At 37.2% G+C, this 8,287-nt stretch carries 5 protein-coding genes; 3 read left to right on the top strand and 2 right to left on the bottom strand.

Translation table 11 applies throughout. The features are described 5' to 3' along the window. Window positions 1-125 precede the first annotated feature (125 nt). Both JWR23_RS17730 and rlmF read right to left on the bottom strand, forming a co-directional pair. Window positions 126-3,449, bottom strand: coding sequence for a TonB-dependent receptor (locus JWR23_RS17730; protein WP_299517870.1), 3,324 nt, complete (start codon window positions 3,447-3,449; stop codon window positions 126-128). Window positions 3,450-4,368: 919 nt separating this feature from the next. Next, window positions 4,369-5,274, bottom strand: coding sequence for a 23S rRNA (adenine(1618)-N(6))-methyltransferase RlmF (gene rlmF / locus JWR23_RS17725; protein ID WP_299517869.1), 906 nt, complete (start codon window positions 5,272-5,274; stop codon window positions 4,369-4,371). 119 nt (window positions 5,275-5,393) lie between these two features. Here rlmF and JWR23_RS17720 point away from each other — a divergent pair, with 119 nt between their 5' ends. The 3 genes from JWR23_RS17720 (at window position 5,394) to JWR23_RS17710 (ending at window position 8,284) form a co-directional block, all read left to right on the top strand. Then, window positions 5,394-5,768 (top strand): response regulator transcription factor, encoded by a 375-nt coding sequence (locus JWR23_RS17720; protein ID WP_299517867.1) that lies wholly within the window; start codon window positions 5,394-5,396, stop codon window positions 5,766-5,768. 153 nt (window positions 5,769-5,921) lie between these two features. Continuing rightward, complete coding sequence (locus JWR23_RS17715) at window positions 5,922-6,863, top strand: HEAT repeat domain-containing protein (RefSeq protein ID WP_299517866.1); 942 nt, start codon at window positions 5,922-5,924, stop codon at window positions 6,861-6,863. Further along, the gene (locus JWR23_RS17710) at window positions 6,860-8,284 is read left to right on the top strand and encodes a glycosyltransferase family 2 protein (RefSeq protein WP_299517865.1); all 1,425 of its coding nucleotides are present in this window, start codon (window positions 6,860-6,862) and stop codon (window positions 8,282-8,284) included. Before JWR23_RS17715 ends, JWR23_RS17710 begins: the two co-directional genes overlap by 4 nt. Window positions 8,285-8,287: the final 3 nt, after the last annotated feature.

Raw genomic sequence — 8,287 nt, 5'->3', positions numbered from 1 at the left:
TTACAATCTGGTCGGCTGTCAGCAAATTGGTTGGCTGTACAGTCAACAGGTTCTTCCGGCAGGAGCATAGCCCTGTCAAAACCACCATTAGTAATACAATTTTAATCTGTCTCATTTCTTTAGTTTTAAAAAGTTATGTTAGCACCTGCTGTTATATTCATAACCAAAGGGGCATTATAGTTAGAACCACCACTTTGAGGGTTGCTGTCAGTATATTCCGGATCAACAAAACTCAAACCCTTGCCATGCACTGTAAAAACGTTGTATGCAGATGCAAAAATGCGTAACTTGCTGATATTTATTTTACTAAGCAATTTCTTAGGGAAAGTATAGCCAACCTGTACTTGTTTTAAACGTGCATAAGATCCGTCGAATACAGTAAATGTACTTTTGTTTTGTAAACGGTTACTCCTATCGTTCGGACCAGCTGTTGATGGCCATTTTCCTGGTACCCACGGGCTATTTTGGTCAAACAGATCCTGGTGGTGCCATCTGTCAATATATTCAGTAATAGGATCCTGCGGGTCACGAATGAACGGTTGTGATAAGGCGTCAGTATAGTTAACGTTATAATTTGTAGCACCTTGTATCAGGAAGGTAACATCTAAACCTTTCCAGGTAGCATCAACAGTCATACCAAAGAAAACCAGTGGTTTTAAACCGCCATTAGCTAAAATTGTTTCGTCATTACCATCAATTATACCGTCACCATTGGTATCCTGATATTTTAAATCGCCCGGTAAAACTGTTCTGTTACCGTTATTATCAATAATAGGTTTGTATGCATAAATATCAGCATAGCTTTGGAACTGTCCAACAACTGTTCTTCCGCGGATGAAATCCACATACCTGTTTTCGCTATTATTTAACCAGTTATCATATGGATTTGTCCTTGGAGCTTGCTCATTATGGATCCAGTTAGAACGTGAAAAGCCCATGTTAGTGCTAATACCGTAGCTCACTTCGCCGGATACACCTCTATGGCCCAGGGTAATTTCAAAACCACGTGTACGGTCAGAGTTCAGGTTAACCTGAGGTAATGTACCACCAAAGTTACCCGGAATTGCAATTAATCTTGTGGCTAATAAACCATGTCTTGTTCTGCTAAATACATCAGCTTCAAAAGTTAATAATGAATGCCAGAATGATGTTTCTAAACCTATATCAGCAGTTGTTGAAGTATACCAGGTAATATCAGGGTTGGCAATTGATTTATAATCAACACCCTTAGTAGTACCACCGGTTGTACCAAATACGGTACCTACCTGTAAACCACCGTTTCTGCCGCCTGTTGAAGGCTGATAGATAGAGTTAACCGATGGATAAGTATACCCTGTTGTAAATGCAGGGAAACTACCAGCAGCGCCCTGGTCATCTCCGGTTGTACCGTATGAACCGCGAAGCTTAATGTTATCTATCCATTTAAAATTGTTTTTTATAAATGATTCTTCAGATATTCTCCATCCACCTGATACGTAAGGGAAAAAGCCCCAACGGCCCGATGGCGGGAAATAAGATGATCCTTCATACCTGAAACCACCTTCTAAAAGGTATTTACCGGCATAATCATAATTTAAACGACCAACATAACTTTCGTTAGAGTTGATGTTTTTGCCGCCTCTTGCACTTTGGCCAACTGCCAAACCTGCATTTAACAAGTCAAGCACGTCAACCGCGAAAGCTGAAGTTCCTGTTAGGTTATCACTTTCATTATACAGTGCTTCATAAAGTGCCAACGCAGAAAAATTATGCTTTCCGAAATGCTTGTTGTAGTTTAATGAAAACTGCAAATCATTTCTCATGCTTTGAATATAATTTTCTGATAATTGGGTTAAACCACCTATACCACCGTGGTTATAAGTATTTAAACTGTTAGTAGTAAAGTTCCAATTGTATTGGTTAAATGCTTTTATTTGTTGTTTTTCTAAGCTGTTATTATTATCCCAGCCAACTTGTACTTTAGCTGTTAATCCTTTAATATGCGGAACTACCCAGGTTAAACCGGTAACAGAAGTAAACTGTTTAGCATTCATATCATCATATCCACCTACGCTACGGGTAATAGTTGCCAATGGGTTATCTCCTCCATTGTCTATAGCCTGATTAAAGTATTTAGGATTGTCATTTAAATAAATAGGATCCTGCGGAGTAAAGCCCCATGTGTTACGGGTTAGTACATAATACCTTGCAGTTGATTGATTTGGTCTTGAATATAATTGATCAATAAAGCCAATATTAACATCAAAAGTAAGGCCCTTTGTTATTTCGGCTGTTACAGATTGTCTTGCGTTGTATTTATCAGATGATTCGATATTTGTTGAAAGCAAACCACCTTCATGGATATAACCGCCTGAAGTAAAGAATTGTACCTTATCAGAACCACCACTTAAATTAACGTTGTGCTGATATTGATTGCTACGGCTGTTTTCTAAAGTACTAAGCCAATCAACGCTTGTACCTTTTCCGTTAAAAGCATCTTGAATATTCTGAGAGGTCCATTTAGGAGTAATAGGATCGTCCCGGTTAGCTATCTGCCTGTTAAACAGCATTTCATCATAAGTTGTTTCCTCCTGATAAGAATTCTGCAACTTAGGATACGTTAAGATCAAAACAACACCACCCTGACCTGTGTAGTTAACTTGTACCTTACCTGCCGCGCCTTTTCTGGTAGTAACCAAAATTACACCATTTGCAGCTTGTACACCGTATATCGCAGCAGACGCATCCTTTAATACAGAGAAGCTTTCAATTTCATTCGGATCCAAGTGGTCAAATGATGCTTTATCTCTTGGGATACCATCAATAACGAATAGTGGGTTTTGATAACCACCAGCTGCACCAGTATAACCACGGATATCTATATTAGTATTATATAAACCCGGGTTAGCATCAACCGTTGTAACACGCACACCAGGTGTACGACCAACGATAGCGTTAGTTAAATCCGTTACTGAGTTTCTTTTGATCTCGGCAGCGTTAATTGTACCTACAGCACCGGTTACGCTTGTACGTTTTTGTGTGCCGTAAGCCACAACTACTACTTCATCAAGATTTGAGTTGGTTGGTACCATTGTTACGTTAATAACAGTTTTACCTCTTGATGATTGCTCCTGAGTTTCGTAACCCACAAATGAGTAAATAATTGTGGCATTATCATCAGTTGAAACTAATTTATAGTTACCCTGAGCATCAGTTGTAGTAACATTTGTAGCGTTACTTTTTGATTTTACAATAACTCCTGGTAATGGTAAGCCCTTCTCATCGACTACCTTACCTGTTATTGTTTTTTGTGCAACTTCTAAAGTTGTACCAACAACATTAGAAGATTTCGCGCTTGCCTGCATGAAGGCCATAGTTAACAAAACCATGGTAAGCTTCATTATAAGCAGCGATTTTTTTGAACAGCAAAATTTTTTGCCGCAAATAAATGCATTATATATCTTATACATTGAATGTTAGTTTAATTGTAATTGGTTAAATTAAATGATTACCTGGGGTCAGCTTCCAAAAGCCAAAAACCGGAGTAAAAGTACTCGGTACTTAATTAGGTAACAGTGAGGTTTAGGTATCGATTAAGCCATAGTTGCCCTCCTTTCTTCACTTTTTAAATGCGCGCTTGCTTTGATCTTTTTTAACAAAGAGTTAGCACCAACATTAGCTGACACAGCTAATGTTGTATTGTAATTAACCGGGGCTAAATAAGCCCGCAATTCGTTACAATCGATTGTACTAATTGTATTAAAAAAGTACATTTTCAACAAAACACACAATCTATCGTTGTTCACTTGTTTTGATTTAATATTCGAAAAAAGGGTATTATATTGGTTGTATTCTATAAAAATTGGTAAACAAATGTAACAATAAAATTATATTTGCAAATAAAATTTTAAAGTAATTGCCCATTTATTAGTATTTATTCTGTTTTTATACTATATTATATTGCAATCGATGCCATAGCTATGGCATCGATGCCAAAAACCCATATTGATTAGTGGCCGAAATATTGGTAATAAAAAAGTATAGGTTATGCTTTTATTAATTAACCATATTGGTTGTTACTGATAAATCATTATCTGATAACGTATTATTAATGGTGGCACACCCTGTATCACCCTATTACGGGTGCCCGGTTGGGTGTATCGCTAAACACGTTAATAGTTAGTTTTATTTGGAAATTGTTTAATATGATGATTTTCAGCGCATTACAATTTTGGGTGTACCAGGGTGTATCAACGTGTACATGGTACAGTACAGTAATAACATTTAATGGGTATAGGTTTATTGCTGCATTTGCTTACTTCACGGGGGAAACTAATTTTTTATATCGAATTTAATCACTAAACACGTTTTATATAATAAAACAAACAGCTAAAATCGCCAGGCAACAACTCTGCTTATTTTTTGCCCTTGTGCCATATTTATGGTTCTGACATCTGCAGCATTTACCCATTTTAGTGTTTTATAAATTATTGGAAGTGTGTCTTTTTTGGACACCAATGAAGAGAACCATTTACATTGATTAGCTACTAAAACGCTTTGCTCAATTATTCGATTGATAAATGCCGCCTCGCCACCCGCGCACCATAGCTCTGTATTTTTGCCGCCAAAGTTTAATTGTGTACTTAGACTCCTGCCTTTCAGGTTTTCCCACTTTTTCACAGTGCCTGCCTGCGCATCCTGTGAAGATGCATGGAAAGGCGGATTGCAAATACTAATATCAAAAACCTCTCCCGGTTTAATTACTTCTTTAAAAATATCGTTCTGGCCGGTTTGCAGGCGCAGCTCAATATTATCCTGAAAGCTTTTATTTGTTGAAATTATCTTTTTTGCTGATCTTATTGCGTCAGGATCTATATCTGTGCCAACAAACTGCCAACCATAGATACTATTACCTATTAAAGGATAAATGCAACTTGCCCCTACACCAATATCTAAAACTTTTATTTTATTGCCCGCAACACCGGTTTGGGTTTCGTTTAGCAAGTCGGCTATATAATGAATATAGTCTGCCCGGCCCGGTATAGGCGGACAAAGGTATCCTGGCGGAATATCCCAGTTATCAACATTATAAAAATGTTTTAACAATGCTTTATTTAGGGCCCGTACGGCTTCGCGGTTGCTAAAATCTATAGACTCATCCTGGTATTGATTTATCGATACAAACGCCTTTAAGCCGGGGCTGGTTTTGCAAAGCTGTTTAAAATCATACCTGCCACGGTGCAAGTTGCGCGGATGTAAATTTTCCTTTTCGGCAGATTGTGATTTTTGAGGCATAAATAAGCTATAGTTATAAAACTTAAACCGGCAGCAATTTACACTATCAAGTTTGAAGTTTGGTACTTCGCTAAATTTTGTACAACTTTAGGATAATAATTTCGTATAAATGCTGAGATATGAGGATTTTAGTAGCTGAAGATGATGATTTAATGCTTAAAACTTTAGAGTTCCGCCTTAAAAAGGATGGGCATGAAGTAATAATAACACATGACGGACGGGAAGCATTAGAAAAAATAGAATCATGTATGCCTGATCTAATAATTACCGATATTATGATGCCTTACTCATCGGGATTAGAAATTATCAGTGCTGTGCGGCAAAAGTATGCTAACCGGATCCCCATCATTATGCTTTCTGGCATGGGGCAGGAAGATGTTGTACTTGAGGCGTTTCAGCTTGGTGCAGATGATTATATAACCAAGCCATTTAGCCCGAATGAGCTATCAGTTCGCATTAAGAGGTTCGGACTAATAAAAGTTGGTCATTCATAAAATAAATTCACTTATTTTATGGTCATCGAGCTCCACTATTTTAACCTGGCCATCCTTTTTTTTATTGTAGTTATTTTACTGCTTATTGGTTTTATTCTTATTTATATGCATTTAAGAATTAAACGTAGCCACAAGCTTCATAAATGGAAGTTGATGGCAAATCTTTTAATTCGCAAAGCCATATTCTATGAAGAAACTGAAGATGATCCTGCAAACAACATCCCAATTACCTCGCGCACAAAGAGGCTGTTGTTAAAAAATTCTCATTTCAGAAAATTGCTTACAGATGAGCTGTTAAATGCTAAGAAGAATGTAAGCGGCAGCTCTGCCGAAAATCTCAAACATCTTTATATACAGCTTGGCTTACATCAATATGCATTAGCCGAGCTTAAAAACTACAAATGGTACATAAAAGCACAGGCTATACAAGAATTATCTATCATGGGCTTAAAGGAAAATTTAACATCAGTATACCGGTTTACCAATAACGCTAACGAACTGGTGCGCATGGAGGCGCAAATTGCTGTTGTAAATTTTTATGGCTTTGAGGGATTGCGCTTTTTAGATGTGATATCGCATCCGGTTACCGAGTGGCAACAAATTCAATTATTACATGAACTATCTCATACCACCGAAAATTTCAGTGGTATCGAAAAATGGCTTAAATCTGAAAACAAAACAGTGGTTGCTTTTGCCTTAAAGTTAGCCGGAAACTATCATAGGTTTGAATTGCACGATAGTATCGTTGAATGCCTGGAAGACCTAGATCCTAATGTAAGATTACAAGCTATAATAAGCTTGGGTGAAATTTATACTGATAAAACTTCTGAAATTTTAATTAGCAGATATTTAATAGAAGATATAAAGCACCAAATGGCAATTGTTAAAGTATTGCAAAATATTGCTACAAATGATGATATCCCGATTTTATTAGATCAGCTAAATAATGAAAACGCGGCGTTAAAACTAATGGTTGCACGCACCCTGGCTAAAATTGGCGCCGATGGTTTTAAAAGTTTGCAACATCATTATCAAGCGCAGCAATATCCGCTTGCAGAAATTATTGCTCAAATAAAAAACGAGTTGGCTTTATGAATTTGCTGCCAGTTATAATTGATATTTTCACTTATGGCATATTAGCCTATTCAATAATATTGCTATTGTGTTATATATTTATTGGCATATACTCTATTGGCGAAGTAAATAATTATCTGCATAAAAATAGCTTTACCGACTACCGCATACTGGCGGCCTCAACCCAGGCACCCAGTATTAGTATTTTGGCGCCTGCTTATAACGAAGGTGCAAATATAATTGAGAATGTACGATCATTGCTTTCTATCCATTACAACAATTTAGAGGTTATTATTATAAACGACGGAAGCAAAGATGACTCATTAGAAAAGTTAATTAAAGGATATGACTTATATAAGGTTGGTTTTTTTGTAAACCAGCAAATTCCAACCAAAAACGTACGCGGTGTATATAAAAGCCATAATCATATATACCGCAAACTTATAGTAGTTGATAAGGATAACGGTGGTAAAGCGGACGCTTTAAATGTAGGTGTTAATATTGCTAAAAATGATTACATCGTATGTATTGATGTAGACTGCATTTTAGAGCAGGATGCCTTGCTAAAACTTACCAAGCCATTTTTAGAGCACCCCCATCATAGGGTAATTGCAACAGGTGGTGTAATACGTATTGCCAACGGCTGCGAAATTGAAGGAGGCAGGTTAATAAATGTAAATTTACCTAAACAGTTTTTACCCCGGGTGCAAACACTTGAATATATACGGGCTTTCTTGCTTGCGCGTATGGCCTGGAGCCGGCTAAACGGCTTGCTATTAATATCTGGTGCGTTTGGGGCGTTTGATAAAGAAATTGTAATTAAATGTGGTGGTTATAATCATAACACCGTTGGGGAAGACATGGAGCTGGTGGTTAGAATGCGCCGCTATATGAAAGAATTAAATCTACCCTATAAAGTAGCTTTTATTCCTGACCCGTTATGTTGGACAGAAGCCCCGGAAACTTTCAAAATTTTGGGCCGGCAGCGCAATCGCTGGACCCGCGGCACTATTGAAACACTGCGCCTCCATAAGGTTATGTTTTTTAACCCGCGTTATGGCTTATTAGGAATGATAAGTTACCCCTATTGGTTCTTTTTTGAGTTTTTGGCGCCAATTGTTGAATTCGTTGGCATGGCGGGTTTTTTAGTACTCGGTATTTTGGGCTTAATAAATTGGATTTTCTTTGTTACGTTATTGGGCTTTATATTCAGCTTTGGTTTTCTGTATTCTATTTTTGCAATATTAATGGAAGTTTTAACATACCATCAATATAAGCGGCAAAAAGATATATTAAATTTAATGTTAACTGCACTTTTAGAGCCCTTAATATTCCACCCATTTGTGGTATGGTCTGCCATCAAGGGCAATATAGATTTATTAAGAAAGAAAAATTCATGGGGCGAAATGACGCGAAAGGGGTTTACAACCAAAAAAAGTTAGCCG

Origin of the sequence: Mucilaginibacter sp. (assembly GCF_028288205.1) — a bacterium.
Lineage (GTDB): Bacteria > Bacteroidota > Bacteroidia > Sphingobacteriales > Sphingobacteriaceae > Mucilaginibacter.
This window is presented reverse-complemented; position numbering and strand designations above follow the sequence as displayed.